Raw genomic sequence first — 23,443 nt, forward strand, 5'->3', positions numbered from 1 at the left:
ATTGAAGGTCTCCCAATATGGCTTCGTCTGAATTCGTAATTACGAAGGAGCAATACGAAATAACTCTCCGCACCCTTATCAATTCAGGCTCAAGAATTGCCTATGATGTTTTTGATGGAACTAAGATTCGCTACCTGAATGCCGATTCCGTTGCTGAAGTGATCGGCAGGCAAGGCGCGGCTATGGCGTTAAAACATCCATCCTTCGCAACCGACGAGCCGGAGATCGTAATTTACAAAAATGGTGATACCAATTGGTATCAATTTAAGGAATTGCATGGAGAAGGGCACATCAAGATAAATTCAAGACAGGATGACCCGTATTTCTACTTCGCGATTGGCTACACCTCTTTTTTCGTTAAGAAAGATGGAACCCACATACAACCGCCCAAGAAACTCATTGAGATCTACAAAACGGCGGTACGATCCATCAAGTCACTCTGCCGGAAGGAATTAATCGGGAGTGCCAAAAGCGTATATGTATCGAAGGCCATCTTGGACTCCGACCCTCATTGGCTTTCCGCTGTCAGGATCCAATTTGGAATAATTTGAGAGGGCGCAACTCCAGGATAGGCCGACCGGCCACGCCGGCTTCGGCCGGTGCCCCCTCGCCTACCCCACCCACTTCTCATAGTCCGACACCAAAAGGTGAACGGGCGCGACGTCCTCGTCGATGTTGGAGAAGCGGCCGATCGGCTCGCGGAAGACGTTGTCGGTGAGGTCGTCATTGACGGTCGAGACCTCGCCGATCAGCACGTCCTTGCCCTCGGCCCAGAAGGCGTGCCAGACGCCTGGCAGCAGCGTGACGCTCTGGCCGGGATCGAGCTTCAGCAGGCCGCCGGCCGGCAATCTGGTGATGGTGCCGTCGACCGGCACCGACACTTCGGCCTTGGGGTCGATGCCGCCGTCGCGGTCATGCATGAAGAGTTCCAGCACCAGCTTGCCGCCGCCGCGGTTGATGATGTCCTCGGCCTTGATGTTGTGGCGATGCATCGGCGAGAGCTGGTCCTTTCGCGAGATCATGATCTTCTCGGCATAGAGCATGCCCATGCCGAGCTTCATGTCCTCGTAGCGGCCGTTGCGTACGGTGAACAGGAACAGGCCGAGCTCGTCGAACTTCTCCTGGCCGTAATCGGTGATGTCCCAGCCGAGGCGCGAGGTGAAGATGGCCGACGAATCCGCCTTGCGCGCCTTCATCTCATCCGGCGACCAATAGGCGAAGGGCGGCATGATGTAGCCGAAGGAGCGGATGAAGGCGTCGGCTTCGCGGATGATGTCGTTGATCTTGGAGCGCTTCATGGGTTCTTCCTTCCGGCCGCTGCCTGCTGAAATCTGCCCATCCGAATAGCCCAATGCCGGTCCGCTGTCGACGCAAACTCACGCCTCTGGCCCCGTGACATCGGTTGCGTTCGGGGCCATAAACCCAACTGATTTGATTTAACGCGAATGTCTTTGTCCCGGAGCGGGTTCGCCGTTCGGAAGACATGCCTTGAACGGTGATTTCATGCCAAGCATAGACGACCTCGACACGCCGGCGATCCTGATCGACGCGGCGCGCGCCGATGCCAACATCAGACGCGCGCAGGCGCACGCCGGCGCGCACGGGCTGAAGCTCCGTCCACACATCAAGACGCACAAGCTGCCCTACTGGGCGAAGAAGCAGGTGGCGGCGGGCGCCGTCGGCATCACCTGCCAGAAGATCGGCGAGGCCGAGGTGATGGCCGATGCCGGGCTGACCGATATTTTTCTGCCCTACAACATTCTTGGGCGCGCCAAGCTGGAGCGGCTGAAGGCGCTGCACGGGCGCGTCACCCTGTCGGTGACGGCGGACAGCCATGAGACGCTGGAAGGGCTGGCCGCCACCTTCACCGATGCCGGCCACCCGCTGTCCGTGCTGGTCGAGTGCGATACCGGCATGGGGCGCTGCGGTGTGCAGAGCCCCGACGAAGCGCTGGCCCTTGCAAAGGTGATCGACCAGGCGAGGGGCCTCAGCTTCGGCGGGCTGATGACTTATCCGGCGGCGGGTCGCGCCGCTGAGGCGAATGCCTGGCTGAAGGCCGCGCGCAGCGCGCTTGCCGCGGCTGGCCTTGAATGCGTGCGCATCTCCAGCGGCGGCACACCGGACATGTGGCGCTCGGGCGAGGACAGCGTCGTCACCGAATATCGCCCCGGAACCTATATCTATCTCGACCGCTACCAGGTCGCCAAAGGCGTCGGTACGCTCGACGATTGCGCGCTGACGGTGCTCGCCACCGTGGTCAGCCACCCGACGGCGACCCGCGCCATCTTGGACAGCGGCAGCAAAGCGCTTTCCTCAGATACGCTCGGACTGCCGGAGTTCGGCGAGCTGCTCGGCATGCCAGGTGCCCGCGTCACGGGTTTGAGCGAGGAACATGGCACGGTCACGCTTGCCGACGGTGCCAAGCTACGCATCGGCGAGCGTGTGCGCGTCGTGCCCGACCATTGCTGCGTGGTTACGAATTTGTTCGATCAGGTGCATCTGATCGACGGCGACAAGGTGCTGGAAACGCTGCCGGTGGCAGCAAGGGGGAAGATGGGATGAGGAGCACCCTTCCCTTCTCCCCTTGTGGGAGAAGGTGGATCGGCGCGTCAGCGCCGAGACGGATGAGGGGTGTTCCAGCGGAGTGAGACGTTGGTGTTTCCTGGAGCGCCCCTCATCCGGCCGCTTCGCGGCCACCTTCTCCCACAAGGGGAGAAGGAGAAGCCCGCTCCGCTTGCCGCGCCGCAACCCGGCGCATCGCCGTCACCCGGCGCCTGAAAATCTCCGTGCGCATCGCCATCAGATGCAGTGCGAAGAACAAAACCGTGAAGCCGAGCGCCATCACGGCGAGCGGCCACAGCATCGAGGGGTCGATGGTCGGGCCGCCGAGGCGGAAGACCGAGGCCGGCTGGTGCAGCGTGTTCCACCAGTCGACCGAAAACTTGATGATCGGAATGTTGATGAAGCCGACCAGCGTGATGATGGCGGCGGCCCAGGCGGCGCGGCCGGCGTCGTCCAGCGCGCGGGTCAGCGCGATGATGCCGAGATACATCAGAAAGAGCACGAAGACCGAGGTCAGCCGCGCATCCCACACCCACCAGGTGCCCCACATCGGCTTGCCCCAGATCGAGCCCGTGATCAGCGCGAGAGCGGTGAAGGTGGCGCCGATCGGCGCCGCCGATTTCAGCGCGACATCTGCCAGTGGGTGGCGCCAGACCAGCGTGCCCAGCGCCGAGAGCGCCATGATTGTGTAGCACATCATCGCGAGCCAGGCGAAAGGCACGTGGATATACATGATGCGCACCGTAATGCCCTGCTGGAAATCCTCCGGCGCTGTGAAGCTCATATAAAGGCCAACACCAAGCAGGATGGCGGCTATCCCCGCCAGCCACGGAATGACCTTGTCGGCCAGCCCGACGAAGCGCGTTGGGTTGGCGAGATCGGTCCAGGCGCTCAAGCGTGAGGTGGTGTCGCTCATGCCGACCTAAATAGACCGGCAGTGGGTTGGGGGCAATTCCCCTTCTCCCCCGCGGGAGAAGGGAAAAGCGCAGCCTTTACGCCGCTTCCGTGACCGTACGGCTGAGGCGGCGGACCTCTTCGTCGTTGAGCAGGCCGCCGGCGCGCAGCAGGCTGGCGAAGCGGCCGTTGCGCAGCGACAGCTCGGCGAAGCCGCCGAACTCGACCACCCTGCCCTTGTCCATGAAGACGACCAGGTCGGCATCCCGGACCGTGGTCAGACGGTGGGCGATGATGAAGGTCGTGCGGTTGCGGCGCAGCTCGTCGATCGCTTCCTTGACGCGGTCCTCGGTCTCGACGTCGAGCGCGCTGGTCGCCTCGTCGAGCACCAGGATCGGCGCATCCTTCAGCACGGCGCGGGCGATGGCGATGCGCTGGCGTTCGCCGCCCGACAGCTGGCCGCCGCGCTCGCCCACGACGGTGTCGTAGCCGCAGCTCTTCGACAGGATAAAGTCCTGCGCGGCGGCGGCATTGGCGGCGGCGTGCACTTCGTCGTTGCTCGCATCGGCGCGGCCGACTCGGATGTTGTCCTCGATCGAGCGGTTGAGCAGGCCGGCGTCTTGGAAGACAGTGGCGATCGAGTGGCGCAGCGACTTGCGGGTCACAGTGCGGGTGTCGATGCCGTCGATCAGGATGCGGCCGCTGGACGGCGTGAAGACGCGCTGCAAGAGATTGATGAGCGTCGTCTTGCCGGCGCCGGTCGGGCCGACGATGGCAACGGTCTGGCCAGCCTGGACCTCGAACGAAACGTCCTCGATGCCGTGGCCGGAATTGGCGAACTCGAAGCTCACGTCCTCGAAGCGCACATGGCCGGTGACGTTGGTGAGCTCGCGCAGGCCATCGGGCTCGATGGTCTCGGCGGCGGAGTCCTCGAGACGATAGAAGTCCTCGAGCTTGGCGCGCGCCTCCGAAATCTGCGTCGTGAAGGCCGACATCTGGTCGAGACGGGCGATCAGCATTCCGGCAAAGCCGGTGAAGGCGACGACATCGCCGACGCGGAGCTGGCCGCGCGTGACGAGATAGGCGCCGATCGACAGCACGATCATCATCGAGATGGTCGACGACAGGCGGTTCAGCGCATTGGCGATCGCCCACCAGTCGAGCACAGGGTTCTGCGCGTCGAGCAGCTCCTTGACGTAACGCTTCAACGTCGCGGTCTCATGGCCGATACGGTTGTAGCTCTGCAGCACGGCGACATTGCTGACCGAGTCGGACACATGGGCAAAGACAGTGTGGTAATGGCGTTCGACGGCGGTCTGCCCCGACTTGGTGTGGCGCATGACGATACGGCCGATGCCGACGTAAAGAACGCCGAGGCCGAGCAGCACGACCGACATGCGGATGTCCATGGCAAGCGCGGTCGGCACCAGCAGCACCAGCGCGATGGCGGTCGACAGATGCACGCGCATGAATTCGAGCCAGAGGCTGAACAGGGTCTCGACGGCACGCAGCAGCGTGTGCAGCGAATTGGACGTGCCGCGCTGATGGTGCCAGGCGAGCGGCATGGTAATCACGCGCTCGAAGGACTGGCACAGCACTTCGGAGCGGCGGGCATGGGCGAAGCGGTCGGCGCCGCGCGCCACCAGCACGAAGGCGACGACGTTGAAGGCACCCAGAGCGGCCCAGACGGCGAGCGTCGAGAACACCGCGCCTTTTTCGGAAATGGCACCGATGACCCGACCCAAGAGGATCGGCTCGAGGATCGCGATCGCCGCGAGCGCGACGTTGGCACCGCAAATCAGCGCGACGCGCTTCTTGTCGGCCGCCAGATAACCCAGCGCTCTAAAGTAGATCTGCAGAAGTGACACTTCAGCTACTCCGCCAAACTCTTGTCCGTGCTCGATGCCGCTTTTGTGCACCGCACCATTTTTTGACACGTACCGGTTAATGTGTCGCGAAACAATGCGTCGTCTATCCCTTCCGTTCCCATTTAGCGAACAAAAGATGACGACGGTACGAAATCTGACGTGATCACCTAACGGTTTGAGATAAAAGGTGAAATGTCAGCCTTGCGGCAAAATAATGGCACTTGCCCCGCGCTGCCACATTTTTAATCACCGGCCGCTTGCTTAGCCTGCCCTAAAGGAAGGCACGCGACGGGGCGCGGCAGCCGCGCCAAGTAAAAAACAGCAATTGGCCGCGCACCCCGAGGGATGCACGGTCAATAAGCTAAGTCTTTGATTTTATGCGGGTATCCTGACGACGACTTCGGTCTTGTCCCCGGCTTTCGGCTCGAAAGAAGCCGATTTTTTCTTCGAACCATCGACTTCTAGCGAGATCGACTTGGTCTTTTTGTCGCGGATGACGCGAACCTTGATTTCGCCGCCGAACATCTTGAGCGTCGCGGCGTAGCCGTCCCAGTGCCCGGGCAGCTTCGGCCTAAACGTGATCTCCTTGCCGCGCCGCTCGATGCCGAGGATGCCTTCCACGGCGGCGCGGTAAAGCCAGCCGGCCGAGCCCGTATACCAGGTCCAGCCGCCGCGGCCGCCCTTGCCTTCGCCGGAATAGATGTCGGCGGCCACGACATAGGGCTCGACGCGATAGTGTTCGGCAGCGGCCTCGTCCGAAGCGTGGTTGACCGGGTTCAGCATCGAGAAGCAGCGATACGCCTCGTCGGTGCGGCCCATTTCGGCCAACGCGATCACGAACCAGGTGGCGGCATGGGTATACTGGCCGCCATTCTCGCGCACGCCCGGCGGATAGCTCTTGATGTAGCCGGGGTCCTTATCGCTCTTCGAGAAGGGCGGCGTGAACAGCTTGACGATCTTGAGCTCGTCATCGACCAGCATATTGGTCGCCTGTTCCATGGCCGTCGTCGAGCGCGCCGGATCGCCCTCGCCCGACAGCACGCTCCAGGACTGGGCGATGGAGTCGATCTTGCACTCGACCGAATTGTGAGAGCCGAGCGGCGTGCCGTCGTCGAAGCTGCCGCGCCGGTACCACTGGCCGTCCCAGGCGGTGCTTTCGAGCGCCCGCTTCAGCGCGTCCGCGTGCTTCATCCACGCCTGCGCCCGCTTGGCGTCGCCCTGCCCCTTGGCGACCGGCGCGAAGTCGGTGAGCGTCTTCAAGAGGAACCAGCCCAGCCACACGCTCTCGCCCTTGCCGCCCTCGCCGACGCGGTTCATGCCGTCGTTCCAGTCGCCGCCGAGGATGAGCGGCAGGCCGGCGGGGCTGCTGCGCTTGATCGCGAGATCGAGCGCCCGCGCGCAATGATCGTAGAGCGAAGCGGTGTTCTTGGTGATCTCGGGTGTGAAGAAGGCGTCATGCTCGCCCTCGCCGAGCTGCTGCCCGTCGATGAAGGGCAGCTGCTCCTTGAGTATCGCGGCATCGCCGGTCACCTCGATGTAGCGGGCCGTCGCATGCGCCAGCCAGACAACGTCGTCCGAGATCATGGTGCGAACACCGGCATCGGTGCGCGGCAGCCACCAATGCTGCACGTCGCCTTCCGGGAACTGCCGGCGCGCGGCATTGAGGATCTGGTCACGCGCCAGCTTCGGGTCATGCGCCAGCAGGGATAGCGTGTCCTGCAACTGGTCGCGGAAGCCGAAGGCACCGCTTGCCTGGTAGAAAGCCGAGCGCGCGCGGATACGGCAGGCCAGGCTCTGGTAAGGCAGCCAGTGGTTGACCATGGCGTTCATCGCCTCGTCCGGCGTCTCGACCTGGATTGTGTCGAGGAAGCCGCGCCAGGCCTTTTCGTTGTCGGCCAGGCGCTGGTCGAAATCCTTGCCGCGATGGGTCTGCACCAGTGCGCTCGCCTCGGCGGGCGTGGCCGCATCGCCGAGCAGCCAGAACAGCGTCACGTCGCCGCCGGCCGGAATGTCGATGTCGCTGGCGACGACCGCGCACGGATCGTCGCCCGCCTCGATGCGACCGGAGAGCGCAAGCCCGCCAAGCACAGCCTGCGGATACTCGGTCGTGCCGTGCCTGCCGATGAACTCGGAGCGGTCAGCCGTCACCGATTGGACCGGATGGGCGGCCGCCAGGAAGGCCACCCGCTCGCCGAAGTCGAGGCCGTAGGGGTTCTGCGCCAGCATGGCCCCTGTAGCCGCATCGCGCGAGGGCACAATAGTCGCGGCGGTGCGCGAGCGATGGCCGCCCAGCACCCATTCGGCATAGGCGTAGATGCGCAGCCGGGCCGGCGCCGGGCCAGAATTCTGGATGCGCAGCCGGCTGATCTTCACCGGATCGGTCGGGTCGACCACCTGCGTCAGGTCCATCGACAGCGAACCGCGTTTGGAGCGGAAGGTCGAGAAACCCTGGCCGTGCCAGGTCTCATAGGTCATCGACGGATCGCGAACCGTCGCGGCCATGGGCGAGAACGCTTTGCCGCTCAACTGGTCGTAAATATAGAAGCCCTCGCCCGGCCGGTTCGACACCGGGTCGTTCGACCATGGCGTCAGCTGGTAGTCGCGGCTGTTGCGGCTCCAGGTGAAGCCGGCGCCTTCAGCCGACACGTGGAAGCCGAAGGAGGCGTTGGAGATGACGTTGATCCAGGGCTGCGGCGTCGAACGCCGGCCGGTCAGCCGCGTCACATAGTGGCGGCCGTCGCCGTCGAAACCGCCGAAGCCGTTCCAGAGGCTGAGGCCGCTGCCGTCGGCGGCGATATCGCGTCCATCCCGGCTTGCCGGCACCGGCAAGGGCAGCGGCGGAGCGGGCTCGCGCGGGCTTCCGCCTTCCGCCTGCAGCAAGGCGTCGCGGGCCTGAAGGGCCGCCGTCTCGGCGCGTTCGAGCTGATCGAAGATCGTGCCGTTGCGGGTATGCAGGACGACGCGCGCCACCGACAGCAGGGTCTTGTAGGTCGGCTCGTCCATCAGGTCGCGGCGCACCGCGAAGATGTGCTGGCGGGGTCCGAGCTCACGGCCGCGCAGGCGGCTGTTCTCGCACAGTGTCTCCACCGCGCGCTGCAGGTCCTGCACATAGGACGAGGCCTGCTCGTTGACGACGACGAAGTCGATCATCATGCCGCGGGCACGCATATATTCCTGGAAGCGCAGCGCCTGGGCGACAATCTCGAGATCGGCGACGTCGCCGATGCGCACGAGGAAGATCGGGAAATCGCCGGAGATGCTGGTCGGCCACAGGCTCGACTGGCGGCCGAGGCCGGAGGCGATGGATTCCGCCGGCAGGCGCAGGAACGGATCGGGATAGATCAGATAGCGCGCCAGCTTCTGCACATTGGCGGCGTCGGTCAGACTGAGGCCGAGATGGCGCGTCTGCACCTGGCTGCGCGTCCAGGCAAGCATCGCCTGGCGGGCGAAGCTCTCCTGATGGTCGAGCCGGGCGATTGCCTCGTCGAGCTCGGCGCGATTGGCGCCGACGGCGGTCCAGAAGGTCAGCGAGATCTTCTTGTTGGCCGGCACGCGCACCTGGCGGCGCAGGGCGGCCACCGGATCGAGCGTGAAGCCCTGGCTGCCGGACAGCCTGACGCCGGGGTCGAAGGCGACGGCATCGGCAATGGTGCGGCCACGGCCGATGAAGGCGCGGCGATCGGTCTCGGCCTCGGCATCGCGCGACGGACCCGACGGGTCGGTGACGAAATGCACCATGGTGAGGTCGGGCTCGTTCTTGTCGCGCTTGCGCCGCGTGGCGAAGATCGCGCTGTTGTTCGACGCGATCTCGGTCTCGACGAACATCTTGGAAAACGCAGGATGCGCGTTGTCCGATGCCTCGTTACCGAGCACCAGCTCGGCGAAGGAGGTCACCTCGATGTGCCGGTCGGTGGCGCCGTCATTATAGAGCGTGATGCGGCGGCCTTCGCCGTTGCCTTCGGAAATGACGATGCATTCGACTTCCGAACGCAGCGAGCCGACCGACTTGGTGAAGCTCGCCTTGTCGTCGCCAAACAGCGTCTGGACGCGTTCGCCCTCGGCGCGCTTCGGCTCGGCGGTGGCGGACCACCAGTCGCCCGTCGCGGTGTCACGCAGGAAGATGTAGGAGCCGAGACGGTCCTCGCTAGGGTCCGGCTGCCAGCGGGTGACGGCAAGCTCGCCGAAGCGGCTGTAGCCGGAGCCCGTAGCGGTGACCATGACCGAATAACGGCCGTTGGACATGACGTTGGTGGCGCGCAGCGCTTTGATCGGATCGAGCACGACGCGGCTGTCGGGGCTCTCGGCCTCGGTCTCGTCCTTGGCGCGTTCGTCAGCTTCGGTCCTGACGGTCGCGGTCGGGATGTCGCGCGGCGCCTTCTCCTGCAACAGGAGCTCGGCCGACTCGATCACCGGGTCGCTGTGGAAACGCTCGCGCAGCCGGCCCTCGAAAATGGCGTCGGCTACCGCCGCGATCGACATGCCGGAATGGTGCGCCATGTAGTTATGCACCACGGCGTGATCGGTGCCTTCGGGCACGCGCTGCGGCGTGAAATCGACCGCGTCGTAGAAGCCGTGGCGGCCAAGCGCGCCGATCGAGCGCAACCGCCGCAGGTTTTGCACCGCTTCACGCGGGCTGAACTGCGCCGCGAGAATCGTCGCATAGGGCGCGATCACGGTGTTCTGGCCAAGGCCGCGCTTCAGGCCGAGGCCGGGCACGCCGAAATTGGTGTACTGATAGGTGAGCTCGCGGTCGCGGGCGTTGTAGGCCGCTTCCGAAATGCCCCAGGGCACGTTCTTGGAACGCGCGTACTGGATCTGGCGTTTGATGATGAGTTTGCTGGTCTGGTTGAGGATCGAGCCCTGCGGCTCCTTCATCACCAGCGGCGGCATCAGATACTCGAACATCGAGCCCGACCAGGACATCAGCGCGCCCTGGAAGCCGATCTCGACGATCGGCCGCCCGAGGCGGAACCAATGCTCGGTCGGCAGGTCGCCCTTGGCGATGGCGAACAGGCTGGTGAGCCGCGCCTCGGAGGCGAGCAGATCGTAGCAGCTCTCGTCGAGCTGGCGATCCTCGACGCGGTAGCCGATCGACAGAAGCTTGCGCTCCTGGCGCATCAGGAAGGAGAAATCCATCTCGAAGGCGTAGCGGCGGCAGCGTTCGCGCAAGGCGAGCAGCTTGGCGCGCAGCGCGGCGACCGCGCCCTCGTCATTGTGCGAATCGTGCACATGCGCCTCGCAGGTCGCTTCCAGCCGCTCCGCCCAGTCAGCGATGACATCGCTCTTCGGCGAGGCCGCCTCGGTGTGGATGGCGGTGGCGAGCTTGCGGATCTCGCCGGCGAGCACGGCAAGGTTGATGGTGCGGATCGAGGCCATCTCGGGCTGCGCCTTGATGGTCGTAACCGCGCGGCGCATGCCGTCGAGACGGTCGGCCAGGCGCTGGCGCAGCGGCCGCAGCTGCCGGCGGTCGTCCGGTAGCTCGTCCAGGCTTTCGTCGAGAATGGTGACGGTATCGATGATGCCTTCGAAATCGCCCTGCAGATGCACGGAGGGCGCTTCCGCCCATTCGGCGCAGGACGCCGCCACGGCGACCAGATGGCCGGCGAGGTTGCCGCTGTCGACCGCCGAGATATAGAGTGGATAGAGCGGCTTCAGCGTCGTGGTGTCGTACCAATTGTAGAGATGGCCGCGATCGCGCGGCATGTTTTCGATGGTCGTCATCGTGGCGTCGATGCGGGTGATGGCATCCGACAGGCTGATCCAGCCGAAATCGCGCGCCGAGACCACCGACAAGAGATAGACGCCGATATTGGTCGGCGAGGTGCGCGGCGCCACCACCGGCGCCGGGCTTTCCTGGAAATTGTCCGGCGGCAAATGATGCTGCTCGGGCGTGACGAAGGTCTCGAAATAATGCCAGGTGCGGCGCGCGAAGGTGCGCAGCGCGTGGATGTCGGCGCTCGAAATGCGCAGCCTATCCTCGGTTTCGGCCGAGCGGCTGATCCAGCAGGCGACGGCGGGCGAGGCGATCCAGAAGATGGCGAAGAAGAAGGCGACGAAGGCGCCGGTGGAATCGGCGAGCACCGGTATGGCAAGGCCGACCACGCCGATGATCACCGCGCCGTACATCATGCCGTAATAGGCGCCGAGATCGTTGCCGCCCTTGGCGGCCTGCGAGGCAGTGCGCCATTCGAGCAGGTTCTGCCGGCTGACGAACAAGCGGTAGATGGTGCGGATGATGGCGTCGCCCATCATCCAGGCGAGATGCGCCATCAAGAGCACTTTCAGCGCTACCAGCGCGGTGCCGAACACGGTGTCGCGGGCCAAGGCGGAGAAATGGCCGCGCGGCGTCTGGTCGCCGCTCTTCGGCAGGATGCCGTTCACGATGTCGAAGGTCGGCGCCATGAACAGGCTCAGGATCATCAGCGCCTGCCACTGCGCGGCCTGAGTGAAAGGCAGCAGCGTCCAGCCGGCAACGCAGGCCAAGACCCAGAAGATCGGGGTCAGCGAGCGGCGCAGATTGTCGACCATCTTCCAGCGCGACAGCGCCGGCACGCCTGAGCGCGGATCAAAGATGTAGCCGAGCAGCTGCCAGTCGCCGCGCGCCCAGCGGTGATGGCGCGAGGCGTCGACCGAGTAACGGGTCGGATAATCCTCGACCAGCTCGACGTCGGTGACCAATGCCGCGCGCGACAGGGCGCCCTCGAGCAGATCGTGGCTGAGGATGGTGTTCTCGTCGATGCGGTCCTTCAGCGCCGCCTCGAAGGCGTCGACATGGTAGAGGCCCTTGCCGGTGAAGGAGCCGTCGCCGAAGACGTCCTGATAGACGTCGGAGACAGCAAACACATAGGGATCTAGGCCGCGGTTGGCCGAGAAGACGCGCTGGAAGAAGGAGGCGTCGTCGCCGCTGGTCAGCGACGCGGTGATGCGCGGCTGCAGGATCGTGTAGCCGGCGCTGACGACGCGCTTGACCGGATCGAAATGCGGACGGTTCAGCGGATGGGCGAGCTTGCCGACGAGGCTCGAAACCGCGTCGCGCGTGGTGCGCGTGTCGGCGTCGAGCGTCATCACATAGACGACCTTTTCCGGCAGCGGCACGTCGAGCGGCAGGAAGGTGGTGTCGCTGTCGCCACGCAGCAGAAGGTTCAGCTCGTGCAGCTTGCCGCGCTTGCGCTCCCAGCCCATCCAGCAGCCCTGCGCCTGGTTGTAGAGCCGGCGGCGGTGCAGGAGATAGAAGCGCGGCGAGCCTTCCGACGGATAGCGGGCGTTGAGCCTGGCGATCTCGTCGCGGGCATATTGCAGGATCTCGATGTCGGCGGCGTCGATCTCGGTCTTGGAATCCGGCCAGTCGGACAACAGCGCGAAATGGATCTCCTCCGCCGTGTTGGCGAGGTGGTGCACCTCGATGTTGCGGATGTTTTCCTCGACATCGTCGCGCGAGCCGATCAGCGACGGCACCACAACCAGCGTGCGCGCCTCGGCCGGGATGCCGTGCTTGTTGTAATCATAGCCAACCAGCCTGGTGGGCTTCAGGAACATCGCAACGACGGTGTTGAAGAAGGCCAGAGCGCCCTCGCTGGCCGGCACCGCGAACAGCGCCAGCATGAGCGTGATCGATTCCACCGACAGGCCGAGATTGGCGAGCGCCCTGCCAGAGAGCACCAGAAGCAGCGCCGTCAGCAGGAAGACCGGCACGACGATGCCCAGCCAGCCGGCGCTGGCAAAGCCGCGCTTGAAGGTCACATAGAAAGGCGGCCTGTAGCCGATCGCCTCTTCCAGTTCCTGCCGGCGCGGACCGACCAGGAAGAAGCCGACATCGGTATGCACGGCGGGATCGGCGGTTTCCGGCACGCCGGAGGCATCGGTGACGCCCGGCGTGTGGCCGGCAAGCTCGATCGCCTTCTCGGCCACCCGGTATTCGGACAGTTCGGAGCGGCGCGCCAGCTGCTCGATCGCGGTGCGGTACTGGTCGCGCGAGAAGAAGTCGAGCGCGGCGAAGTCGGTCTTTTCACGCAGCAGCGTGTCGATGCGGCTGACGCCTTCGAACCAGACCGTCCAGTCGACGTCGTTGATGAGGCGCAGGCCGCGGATGATGTTGCCGGTGGTGACGTTGCCGCTGGACAGCGTCTGATGCTCGGAGATGATGATCTCCTCGGCGTCCGAGCCGGTCTTTTCGAGCTCGCCTTCCAGCCACTCCAGCGCCCGGCCGGCATTCTGCGAGCCATCGCGCAGCCGATAGAGAAGCTGGGTGGCGAAGGTGGTGTCCTGCGCATGCGCGGCGTAATTCGACAGGATCCTGGTGCGGTCGGCATTGTCGTCGGTCGCCAGCACGCGATCGGCTACCTCGTTGGCGATATGGCGCATCTGCCTTGTGCGCTCGACGCGCACGGCGATACGGCGCAGGTTTTCAATGAGAACGAAGCGCAGCAGCGAGGGCAGCGCCCAGAGCTCGCCGATCTTCATCGGCTCGACGGACTGGAAGCCCTCGACGATCGCCTTGAACATGTTGGCCGAGACGGAGCTGTCGGAATGCTCGACATAGCTCCAGGCCACGACGAAGGCGCGCGGCAAAACGGTGCCGTTGCTGAGCGTGAGCGTCGGCAGTTGCCGGTAGAAACGGCGCGGCAGGTCGCGCTTGACCTGGAAAATGGTTTCCTCGACCAGGTAATTGTTGTCGAGCAGCCATTGCGCGGCCGGCGTGATGGTCTCGCCCTTGGCCTGGGCGGCGTTGGTCGAGCGGTAGACTTCGAGGATCTTCTTGGCGCTGTCGCGGATGCGGGCCTGGAACTCGAACGGGGCGAGGCCGAACAGTTCCTTGACCTCGCCCTTGGCGAGCGCGACGCCCATGGCGCGCAGGCGGTCCTCAGGCAGGAAGTTGGAGCGTATCGGCGCGTCCGTCACCGCCGGGAAACCGGCGCTTGCATGTTCGATCTTGTTCGGATTCGTCTGAATGTTCATTGAAAATTCCGTAAGGCGGGGCGCAATGCGGCGTCACCGCCACGGCAATGCCCCTAAAACCGGTACAATTGCAATTGGTTGCATGACGGTTTGGCCGAAAGTTTTTGTTGCGCACCGTAACAGGGGCGTGCCCTTTCGACAGCTCGTGGGCGAACGCCCCTCGCTCTTCGCCCCCGGTTGGATCAGGGCAAGGAATCAGGCTTTTTCGTGATACATGCAAGGGGCGGGGCGATAATTCCCCCGGGCCGCGATCATGTTTGACGACAGCCGTTAATGGTTGGCGGCGAGTCGATGGAGCTCGACCACGAAAAGCAGGCCCTGCCCCTTGGACTGAAGCCGCAATTCCGGGCTGTCGTGGTCGAGGATCAGCGTGTCGAGCGGCTCGAGATCCAAGGTATCGCCCGTGAAGAGCGTGACGCCGGCGTCGACGACAAGAACGAGTGTCGTGGCGGCACCTGGCACAATGCGAATCTCGCCGGACAGCGGCCGGCGCTCGACCTTATGCGTCATGCGGTCGCGACGGGTCATCACGTTGAGATCGGTGATCGGACCGCCGATCAGCGTGGCACCGGTCGGCACGTCGCCTGGAAAGGCGAGCGGCGCCGAAGCCTTGGTCAGCCGCGCCGGTGGCTGGCCGGCGATGTCGAGCACAATCCCCTCGCCTTCTAGCACCGACAGCGTTCGGTCGATGCCAGCAAAGCTGGAGAACGGCCCACTGGTTTCGACGCGGGCCATCGAGACACGCCAGTCGAAATCGTCGAGCCCGGCGCCGTCCGGCAAGACGGCGATTTCGGTGGTCGTGCCGCCGCCATTCTTCCACGGCATGACGCGGTAGCCGGCGGCACGAAGGATGCGCATCGGCTTAGAGCCGGACGATTTCAAGTCGATTCGACCTGAAATCATCCGGCTCTGTCTTCTTGGTATGGGGCATGATGTTGTCCGAAAACCGTTTCACACTTTTCGGCATCATGCTCTAGCCCAGGATGCCCGGCAGGTTGAGCTGGTGCTCTTTCGCGCATTGGATGGCGATGTCGTAGCCGGCATCGGCATGGCGCATGACGCCGGTCGCCGGGTCGTTCCACAACACGCGCTCCAGGCGCTTGGCGGCGTCGGGCGTACCGTCGGCGACGATCACCATGCCCGAATGCTGCGAGAAGCCCATGCCGACGCCGCCGCCATGGTGCAGCGACACCCAGGTGGCGCCGGACGCGGTATTGAGCAGCGCGTTGAGCAGCGGCCAGTCGGAAACGGCGTCGGAGCCGTCCTTCATGGCTTCGGTCTCGCGGTTCGGCGAGGCGACCGAGCCAGAATCAAGGTGATCGCGGCCGATGACGACCGGCGCCTTCAGCTCGCCTTTGGCCACCATCTCGTTGAAGGCAAGGCCGAGGCGATGACGGTCGCCGAGGCCGACCCAGCAGATGCGCGCCGGCAGGCCCTGGAACGAGATGCGCTCGCGCGCCATGTCGAGCCAATTGTGCAGATGCGTGTTGCCGGGGGTCAGCTCGCGCACCTTGGCGTCGGTCTTGTAGATATCTTCCGGATCGCCCGAAAGTGCTGCCCAGCGGAACGGACCGATGCCGCGGCAGAACAGCGGCCGGATATAGGCCGGCACGAAGCCCGGGAAGGCAAAGGCGTTTTCAAAGCCTTCGTCCTTGGCGACCTGGCGGATGTTGTTGCCATAGTCGAGCGTCGGCACGCCGGCATTCCAGAACGCCACCATCGCCTCGACATGCTCGCGCATCGAGGCGCGAGCAGCCTTCTCGACGGCCTTCGGGTCCGACGTCCGCTTCTCGCGCCATTCAGCCATCGTCCAGCCCTTGGGCAGGTAGCCGTTGATCGGGTCATGCGCCGATGTCTGGTCGGTGAGGATGTCGGGCCGGATGCCGCGCCTGAACATTTCCGGCACGATCTCGGCGGCGTTGCCGTGCAGGCCGACGGACTTCGCCTCGCCGGCCTTGGTCCAGCGATCGATCATTTCCATCGCTTCGTCGAGCGTCTCGGCCTTCTCGTCGAGATAGCGGGTGCGCAGGCGGAAATCGATCGAGTCCGGGTTGCATTCGATGGCGAGGCAAGAGGCGCCGGCCATGACGGCCGCCAGAGGCTGGGCGCCGCCCATGCCGCCGAGACCGCCGGTCAGGATCCACTTGCCCTTGAGGTCGCCGTTGTAATGCTGACGGCCGGCCTCGACGAAGGTTTCGTAGGTGCCCTGCACGATGCCTTGCGTGCCGATATAGATCCACGAGCCGGCCGTCATCTGGCCGTACATCATCAGGCCCTTCTTATCGAGCTCGTTGAACTTCTCCCAGGTCGCCCAGTGCGGCACGATGTTGGAGTTGGCGATGAGCACGCGCGGCGCATTGGAATGGGTCTTGAAAACGCCGACCGGCTTGCCCGACTGCACTAGCAGCGTCTCGTCCTCGCCGAGCGTCTTCAGCGAAGCGACGATGCGGTCGAAATCGTTCCAGGTGCGCGCCGCCCGGCCGATGCCGCCATAGACGACCAGTTCGTTGGGGTTCTCGGCGACCTCGGGGTCGAGATTGTTCATCAGCATGCGCAGCGGGGCTTCGGTCGTCCAATAGCGGGCGTTGAGCTTGTCGCCGCGCGGTGCACGCACTTCGCGGATGTTGTGGCGGGGATCGTTCATCATTGTCCCTTTCTAGCTAGGCGGCGCGTCAGCGCCCGGCCCATTCAATGGCGGTTTCGAGGATGGTTTTCAGCGTGGCGCGGATCGGCGCGGCGTAGGTCGCGTCGTAAGGCACAGGCCAGTTTTCCGGCGAACCCTTCCCCGATGGCTCGCGCATATAGCCTCGGTTGGAGAGTTCCATCTGCAGCGCATGCACGCCGTTTTGCGGCTGGCCGAAGCTGCGAGTGATAAAGCCGCCCTTGAAGCGGCCGTTGACCACCCAGGTCTCGCCCGTCGCAGCGAGAATGGCGGCAACCTTCTGCTGCAGCAGCGGATCGGTGCTCTTGCCGTCATTGGTGCCGAGGTTGAACACTGGCAGCGTGCCCTCGAACAGCCGCGGCAGCACCGAGCGGATCGAATGGCAGTCATAGAGCACGATGTTTTCGTGCATGCCGCGCAGCCGATCGATCTCGGCCTGCAAGGCAGCGTGATAGGGCACGAAATATTTCTCGCGGCGCTGGTCGATCTCGGCCGGCGTCGGCTCCTCGCCCATGCGGTAGAGCGGGTCGCCGTCGAAGGTGTCGGTCGGGCAAAGCGTCGTCGTCGCCTGCCCGGGATAGAGCGAGACGCCCGACGGATCGCGGTTGACGTCGATGACGGTCCGCGAGATGGCGGTGTGCACGACAGTCGCGCCGAGATCAGCGGCGAAGTCATAGAGCTTGTCGATCCACCAGTCGCAGTCGCGGCGCCCCAGCCAGGTCGAGACCAGGCGGCCGTCAAGGCCGGCGAGGTCGATGCCGGTGTGCGGGATCGAGACCAGCAGCGGCGCTCTGCCTTGGGTGACGCTGAGCCAGGATGGCGTTGCCATCATGCCGCTCCCGCGATCGAAGGCAGCGCGACCGCGCTCGCCGCCTTCACCGTGGCGCCGCTGCGGACCAAGGCGATCGCCTTTTCCATGTCGGGATGGAAATGCCGGTCATTGTCGAGATGCGGCACTTCGGCCCGGACCAGCTTGCGCACCGCTTCCAGCGCATCGCTCGAGGCCAGCGGCGCGTGGAAATCGCAGCCTTGCGCGGCCGCCAAGAGTTCGATGCCGATAACGGCGGTTGCGTTCTCGATCATGCCGAGCAGCCGGCGCGCGCCGTGCGCGGCCATCGAGACATGATCTTCCTGGTTGGCGGAGGTCGGGATCGAATCGACGCTCGCCGGGTAAGCCTTCTGCTTGTTTTCCGAAACCAGCGCGGCCGCCGTCACCTGCGGGATCATGAAACCGGAATTGAGACCCGGCTTCGGCGTCAGGAAGGCCGGCATGCCGGACAGCGCCGGGTCAACCAGCATGGCGATGCGCCGCTCCGACAGCGAGCCGATCTCGCAGACGGCGAGCGCGATCATGTCGGCGGCGAAGGCGACCGGCTCAGCGTGGAAATTGCCGCCGGAAAGCGCGGTGTCGTCCTCGGCAAAAATCAGCGGATTGTCGGTGACGCCATTGGCTTCGGTCTCAAGCGTGTCGGCGGCCTTGCGCAGCACGTCGAGGGCTGCGCCCATCACCTGCGGCTGGCAGCGCAGGCAATACGGATCCTGCACGCGCTCGTCGCCGACGCGGTGCGATTCACGGATGGCGCTGCCGGCCATCAGGTTGCGCAGCGCATCGGCCGTTTCGATCTGGCCGCGGTGCTTACGGAGCAAATGGATGCGCGGATCGAAGGGCGCGTCGGAGCCCTTGGCGGCGTCGGTCGACAGCGCGCCGGCGACCAGCGCCGACTGGTAGAGCGTCTCGGCTTCGAACAGGCCGGCCAGTGCAAACGCCGTCGAGAACTGCGTGCCGTTGAGCAGCGCCAGCCCTTCCTTGGCGCCGAGCGTCACCGGCTCGAGCCCATGCGACACAAAGGCGACCTTGGCCGGGAAGCGGCCGTGCGGGGTGAAACATTCGCCGACGCCGATCATGACGGCCGTCATGTGCGAGAGCGGCGCGAGGTCGCCGGAAGCGCCAACCGAGCCTTGCGCCGGCACGACGGGGATAACGTCGTTGGCAAGCATCCCCTGAAGCAAATCGATCGTCTCCGGCCGCACGCCGGAGGCGCCCTGGGCAAGGCTGGCGAGCTTCAGCGCCATCATCAGCCGCACCACCGCGACCGGCATCGGCTCGCCCACGCCGGCGGCATGCGACAGCACGATGTTGCGCTGGAGCGTCTCGAGATCGTTGGCCGGGATGCGGACGCTGGCGAGCTTGCCGAAGCCGGTGTTGATGCCATAGACCGGCTCGCCCTTGGCGACGATACGGGCGACCGCCTCGGCGCTGTCCTTGATCTTCGGCCGGCAGGCATCGGCGAGCTTCGGCACGGCGCCGCGATAGATGGCGCGCCAGTCGGCCAGCGCGGCGTTGCCGGGCGTCAGGGTAAGTTCCGTCATTGTCCTCTCCAGATGCGGGCATGGAGCGGGTTGAAGCCCATGCGGTAAACGAGTTCGGCAGGGCGCTCGATGTCCCAGATGGCGAGGTCGGCCGACTTGCCGGCTTCCAGCGTGCCAGTCTGGCCGAGCAGGCCAAGCGCTCGCGCGGCCTCGCGGGTGACGCCTGCGAGACATTCGTCGACAGTCATGCCGAACAGCGTCGCGGCCATGTTCATGGTGAGCAGCAGCGAGGTGAGCGGCGAGGTGCCGGGGTTGGAGTCGGTGGCGACCGCCATTTTCACGCCATGGCGGCGGAAGAGATCGACCGGCGGCTTCTTGGTCTCGCGGATGAAATAGTAGGCGCCGGGCAGGATGGTCGCCACGGTGCCGGCCTTGGCCATCGCCCCGGCGCCCTCCTCATCCGTGTATTCGAGATGGTCGGCCGACAGCGCGCCATAGCGTGCGGCGAGGGCCGCGCCATGCAGGTTGGAAAGCTGGTCGGCATGGAGTTTCACGGGCAGGCCGAGCGCCTTCGCCTTGTCGAAGACGCGAGCCATCTGCTCCGGCGAGAAGGCGATGCCCTCGCAGAAACCGTCGACGGCGTCGGCAAGCTTTTCAGCCGCGACTTCCGGCAGGATTGCGCCGGCGACGAGATCGATGAAGGCGTCCTTGTCGCCCTTGGCTTCCGGCGGCAGGGCGTGGGCGGCGAGACAAGTGGTGCGGATCGTGACCGGGCGCTCGTCAGCCAGGCGGCGGGCGGCGCGCAGCGATTTTTTCTCGTTGTCTGCATCGAGGCCGTAGCCCGACTTCACCTCGACGGTGGTGACGCCTTCGGCCATCAGCGCGTCGAGGCGCGGCAGCGTCTCAGCGATAAGCTGGTCCTCGCTCGCGGCGCGCAGCGACTTGACCGAGGAGACGATGCCGCCGCCGGCGCGGGCTACTTCCTCGTAGGTGGCGCCGGCCAGACGCATCTCAAATTCGTTGGCGCGGTTTCCCGCATAGACAAGGTGGGTATGGCAGTCGATCAGGCCGGGCGTGATCCAGCGGCGCTCGCAATCGATGGTCTCGGCGCCCTGCCCGGCAGCGGCCGGCATGCCGGCCTCGAGGCCGGCATATATAATGAGCCCGTCGCGCGCCGCGATCGCGCCTTTCTCGACGATGCCGAGCCCGGCAGCACCCTCGGCCATGGTCGCCAGGCGCGCGTTGCGCCAGACACGAAGGCCGCTCTTCCCGTTTGCTCCACCCATCATCTTTTCCGTTTGCTTGGACGGCGATTATGTATATACATATTGGAACGAGACGCAAGTGGTAATGTCATCTAGGCATTCAGATTCGGAGAGGAACGTGACGGCGATCTATGCGGAACAGGCGCTGCTGCCCGGCGGCTGGCAAGGCAATGTGAGGATCGCCTTGGACGGCGGCAGCATCTCGAAGGTCGAGGCGGGCGCCGCCGCGCAGGCCGGCGATGAGCGCCATGCGATCGTCCTGCCCGGCATGCCCAACCTGCACAGCCACGCCTTCCAGCGCGGCATGGCGGGTTTGGCCGAATTGCGCGGCCCTTCGGCTGACAGTTTCTGGAGCTGGCGCGAGGTGATGTACCGCTTCGCCCTGTCGATGACGCCGGACCAGGTCGAGGCGGTGGCGGCGCAGCTTTATGTCGAGATGCTGGAGGCCGGCTTTTCGCGCGTCGGCGAGTTCCACTATCTGCATCACGACCGCGACGGGCAGCCTTACGATAACATCGCCGAGATGGCGGAGCGGATCGCGGCTGCCGCGGCCGACACCGGCATCGGCCTGACGCTGCTGCCGGTTTTTTACGCCCATTCGTCCTTCGGCGGCGCCGCGCCGAATGAAGGCCAGCGGCGATTCATCAATGATGTCGATCGCTTCGGGCGCCTGCTTGAGAAAGGCCGCGAGGCCGTTCGTCCGCTGGAGCAGGCCGTCGTCGGTGTCGCGCCGCACAGTCTGCGCGCCGCGACACCGGACGAGCTCAATGCCGTCGCGGCGATGGCGCCGAACGGGCCGATCCATATCCATGTCGCCGAACAGGTGAAGGAGGTTGAGGATTGCGTTGCCTGGTCGGGTAAGCGTCCGGTCGAATTCCTGCTCGCCAACGCCAAGGTGGACGATCGCTGGTGCCTGATCCACGCCACGCATATGACCGAGCCGGAAACCGTTGCGATGGCGAGGAGCGGCGCCATCGCCGGACTCTGCCCGATCACCGAGGCCAATCTCGGCGACGGCACGTTTGCCGCGCCGCTGTTCGTCGAGCATGGTGGGCGTTTCGGCGTCGGCTCCGATTCCAATGTGCTGATCGGCCTGCCGGACGAGCTGCGGCAGCTCGAATATTCGCAGCGCCTCGCCCACCGCGCCCGCAACGTGATGGCGCGGGCCGGCGGCTCGACGGGGCGCGCGCTGTTCGACGCCTCGCGCGACGGCGGCGGCCAGGCGCTTGGCGCCGGCCCGTCGCGAATTGCCGCCGGCGGGCCGGCCGACTTCGTCTCGCTCGATGCCGGCCACCCTTCGCTTGCCGGCAAGGCGGGAGACGCACTCCTCGACGCCTGGATCTTTGCCAATGGCAGTAAGGTCGATTGCGTCTGGGTGCACGGCAAGAAGCAGGTCAGCGGCGGCAGGCATGCGAAGCGCGAGGCGGTTGCCAAGCGGTTCCGCGAAGTCATGACCGCCCTCTCGCAAGGTTGAGCAGGACCGTTCGATGAGCTTGGTCGAGACAGACGATATCGAGGGCGGCGAGAGCATATCGCTGCATCAGCGTATCCTGTCCGACATTCGCGACAGGATCCTGTCCGGCGCATGGGCGCCGGGGCATCGCATTCCCTTCGAGCACGAGCTGACGGCTCAGTATAATTGCTCGCGCATGACGGTGAACAAGGCGCTGTCGCAGCTCGCCAAGGCCGGGCTGATAGAGCGCCGACGCCGCTCCGGCAGTTTCGTGCGCCAGCCGCAATCGCAGGCGGCGGTGCTGGAGCTGCATGACATCAGGATCGAGGTCGAGGCGCTCGGCCTGCCCTATCGCTATGAGCGGCTGGAGCGCCTGAAGCGGCGCAGCAGCGCCGAGGACCGGACGCTTCTCGGGCTCAACGCATCTGGTCCGGTGCTCGCGCTGGAAGGGCTGCATTTTGCCGGCGAACGGCCGTTCGCGCTTGAACAGCGTCTGATCAACCTCTCAGCCGTGGCCGAGGCCGATGAGGAGGAATTTCTCGACATCGCGCCTGGCCCATGGCTGATCGGCCGCGTGCCGTGGAGCGAAGCGGAGCACCGCATCCGCGCCATGGCGGCGGACGAGACGATTGCGGATGCCCTCGACATCGACGCGAGCGCGCCCTGCCTGGTGGTCGAGCGCCGCACCTGGAGCGCGGAGCATCCGGTGACGCATGTGCGGTTCATCTATCCGGCGGAGAGCCACACGCTGGTGGCAAGGTTCACGCCGTCGCAGGGGTGACGCCAGCGTCCCCTTCTCCCCTTGCGGGAGAAGGTGGATCGGCGCGCAGCGCCGGGACGGATGAGGGGTGTTGGGAGAAACGAGGCGCTGAAGAACAGGGTGCTTCAAGCGCCCATTTCTTCAAAGCAGCGATCCTTCCAACACCCCTCATCCGACCGAGCTTCGCTCGGCCACCTTCCCCCACAAGGGGGGAAGGGGAAGTCGGCGCTATAGCGCCGCCGTCACAATGATCTCGACCAGATATTCCGGGCCGGCGAGCTTGGCTTCGCCAGTGGCGCGGGCAGGCGTGTAGCCCTGCGGCACCCACTTGTCCCACTCCGAGTTCATCTCGGCGAAGGTGCCCATGTCGGCCAGCCAGATGATCGCCTGGACGATCTTGGTCTTGTCGGTGCCGGCCTTGGCCAGCAATTCGTCGATGGTCTTCAGGATGTCGCGGGTCTGCGAGGCGACGTTGCCGCCGGGCTCGCCGACCTGGCCGGCCAGATAGACGGTGTTGCCGTGGATAACGATCTGGCTCATGCGCGGGCCGACATCGATGCGACGAATGCTCATTCGAGAGGTTCCTTCGTTTCCTGGAGTCGCTGCTCTTTAGAGTCCGGGACGACTTGGGGCAAGGCCGACGGGCGCGAAACCAATTGAGCCAATTGTGTGGTCTCTACCCGCCGGCGCGTACACGTCGAGTTGACCAGCCGC

14 protein-coding genes are annotated in these 23,443 nt (G+C 65.1%); 4 read left to right on the forward strand and 10 right to left on the reverse strand.

All coding sequences use genetic code 11. The annotated features are described in order from the left end of the window. The first annotated feature begins 17 nt into the window (after positions 1-17). Complete coding sequence (locus EN869_RS19510; protein WP_127227454.1) at positions 18-551, forward strand: hypothetical protein; 534 nt, start codon at positions 18-20, stop codon at positions 549-551. A gap of 60 nt (positions 552-611) precedes the next feature. On the opposite strand, the gene EN869_RS19515 is transcribed toward EN869_RS19510, so the two are convergent. After that, positions 612-1,298, reverse strand: coding sequence for a D-lyxose/D-mannose family sugar isomerase (locus tag EN869_RS19515; RefSeq protein WP_127227453.1), 687 nt, complete (start codon positions 1,296-1,298; stop codon positions 612-614). A 205-nt stretch (positions 1,299-1,503) separates the two neighbouring features. On the opposite strand from EN869_RS19515, the gene EN869_RS19520 reads away from it, so the two are divergent. Continuing rightward, positions 1,504-2,562 carry a D-TA family PLP-dependent enzyme gene (locus EN869_RS19520; RefSeq protein ID WP_127227452.1) on the forward strand — a complete coding sequence of 353 codons (1,059 nt, stop codon included), beginning with the start codon at positions 1,504-1,506 and terminating at the stop codon, positions 2,560-2,562. 112 nt (positions 2,563-2,674) lie between these two features. Here the strand turns inward: EN869_RS19520 and EN869_RS19525 are convergent, their stop codons facing one another. The 8 genes from EN869_RS19525 to hutI all read right to left on the reverse strand — a co-directional run bounded on the left by EN869_RS19525 (position 2,675) and on the right by hutI (position 20,537). Next, on the reverse strand, positions 2,675-3,478 hold the full coding sequence (locus tag EN869_RS19525; protein ID WP_127227451.1) for a heme ABC transporter permease: 804 nt from the start codon (positions 3,476-3,478) through the stop codon (positions 2,675-2,677). A 76-nt stretch (positions 3,479-3,554) separates the two neighbouring features. Next, on the reverse strand, positions 3,555-5,324 hold the full coding sequence (locus EN869_RS19530; protein WP_127227450.1) for a glucan ABC transporter ATP-binding protein/ permease: 1,770 nt from the start codon (positions 5,322-5,324) through the stop codon (positions 3,555-3,557). A gap of 375 nt (positions 5,325-5,699) precedes the next feature. Then, entirely contained in the window at positions 5,700-14,279 is an 8,580-nt protein-coding gene (locus tag EN869_RS19535; RefSeq protein ID WP_127227449.1) for a glucoamylase family protein, read from the reverse strand. 270 nt (positions 14,280-14,549) lie between these two features. Continuing rightward, a complete protein-coding gene (locus EN869_RS19540) occupies positions 14,550-15,137 on the reverse strand; it encodes a HutD family protein (RefSeq protein ID WP_127227448.1) in 588 nt (195 codons plus the stop codon). A 115-nt stretch (positions 15,138-15,252) separates the two neighbouring features. Then, on the reverse strand, positions 15,253-16,923 hold the full coding sequence (gene hutU, locus EN869_RS19545; RefSeq protein WP_127227558.1) for a urocanate hydratase: 1,671 nt from the start codon (positions 16,921-16,923) through the stop codon (positions 15,253-15,255). A 28-nt stretch (positions 16,924-16,951) separates the two neighbouring features. Beyond that, positions 16,952-17,770: an N-formylglutamate deformylase gene (gene hutG / locus EN869_RS19550; RefSeq protein ID WP_127227447.1), complete on the reverse strand. Its 819-nt coding sequence runs from the start codon at positions 17,768-17,770 to the stop codon at positions 16,952-16,954. Continuing rightward, entirely contained in the window at positions 17,770-19,311 is a 1,542-nt protein-coding gene (hutH, locus tag EN869_RS19555; RefSeq protein WP_127227446.1) for a histidine ammonia-lyase, read from the reverse strand. The genes hutG and hutH overlap by 1 nt, the downstream gene beginning before the upstream one ends. Continuing rightward, positions 19,308-20,537, reverse strand: coding sequence for an imidazolonepropionase (gene hutI, locus EN869_RS19560; protein WP_167507052.1), 1,230 nt, complete (start codon positions 20,535-20,537; stop codon positions 19,308-19,310). The genes hutH and hutI overlap by 4 nt, the downstream gene beginning before the upstream one ends. Positions 20,538-20,634: 97 nt before the next feature. Here hutI and EN869_RS19565 point away from each other — a divergent pair, with 97 nt between their 5' ends. Further along, positions 20,635-21,990, forward strand: coding sequence for a formimidoylglutamate deiminase (locus EN869_RS19565; protein WP_127227444.1), 1,356 nt, complete (start codon positions 20,635-20,637; stop codon positions 21,988-21,990). 13 nt (positions 21,991-22,003) lie between these two features. Next, positions 22,004-22,750, forward strand: coding sequence for a histidine utilization repressor (gene hutC / locus EN869_RS19570; RefSeq protein ID WP_127227443.1), 747 nt, complete (start codon positions 22,004-22,006; stop codon positions 22,748-22,750). A 207-nt stretch (positions 22,751-22,957) separates the two neighbouring features. Here the strand turns inward: hutC and EN869_RS19575 are convergent, their stop codons facing one another. Next, the gene (locus tag EN869_RS19575) at positions 22,958-23,302 is read right to left on the reverse strand and encodes a RidA family protein (protein WP_127227442.1); all 345 of its coding nucleotides are present in this window, start codon (positions 23,300-23,302) and stop codon (positions 22,958-22,960) included. Positions 23,303-23,443 lie beyond the last annotated feature (141 nt).

The organism is Mesorhizobium sp. M2D.F.Ca.ET.226.01.1.1 (genome assembly GCF_004022705.2).
Taxonomy (GTDB): Bacteria; Pseudomonadota; Alphaproteobacteria; order Rhizobiales; family Rhizobiaceae; genus Mesorhizobium.